Source organism: Wolbachia endosymbiont of Drosophila tristis, assembly GCF_028981745.1.
Classification (GTDB): domain Bacteria; phylum Pseudomonadota; class Alphaproteobacteria; order Rickettsiales; family Anaplasmataceae; genus Wolbachia; species Wolbachia pipientis.
In genome coordinates this window covers 1-603 of record NZ_JAPQLN010000010.1, presented here as the reverse complement: position 1 = coordinate 603, position 603 = coordinate 1, and the positions used below count along the sequence as shown (strand labels likewise).

1 pseudogene is annotated in these 603 nt (G+C 45.8%); it reads right to left on the bottom strand.

Annotation, left to right across the window (positions count from 1 at the left end):
* Nucleotides 1-89, bottom strand: a pseudogene (locus tag OZD64_RS06785) (Rpn family recombination-promoting nuclease/putative transposase); the annotation flags it as partial.
* Nucleotides 90-603 lie beyond the last annotated feature (514 nt).

Sequence of the window (603 nt, the reverse complement as noted above, 5' to 3'; positions counted from 1 at the left end):
TGGATAAGAATATTCTTATTTTTTTCAGTGCCAAAGATTTTCTTAAATGTTAAATCTAACTTTGGATCGAGAAATTTAGAAAGAGCCATAGTAAAAATACTGAGAAAAGATTAATAATTATACACTATTATTAACAACTATTCAACCATATTTTTAAGTATAGCTATACCGCCGCGGCGCTAACACGTAGCGGGATGACGAGGTTATCGTCACGCTGCCACGAACCGTCATACCGCCGCGGCGCTAACAAGAGATCCCGCTAACACGTAGCGGGATGACGAGCTTATCGTCACGCCGCCACGAACCGTCATACCGCCGCGGTATCTCTTAACATAGATCCCTTACTTAACCGTCATACCTTAACATAGATCCCGCTAACAAGTAGCGGGATGACGAGGTCATGCCACCGCGCGAACCGTCATACCGTCACGGTATCTCTAGATCCCGCTAACACGTAGGGGAATGACGAGGTCATGCCGCCGCAAACCGTCATACCGCCGCGGTATCTCTTAGCCGCTAACACGTAGCGGGATGACGGTTGTCGTTTAGCTACAAACGTTAAGAAATTTACCAAATGAAAAAAAAGGCAAAAGAAGCCCTGGG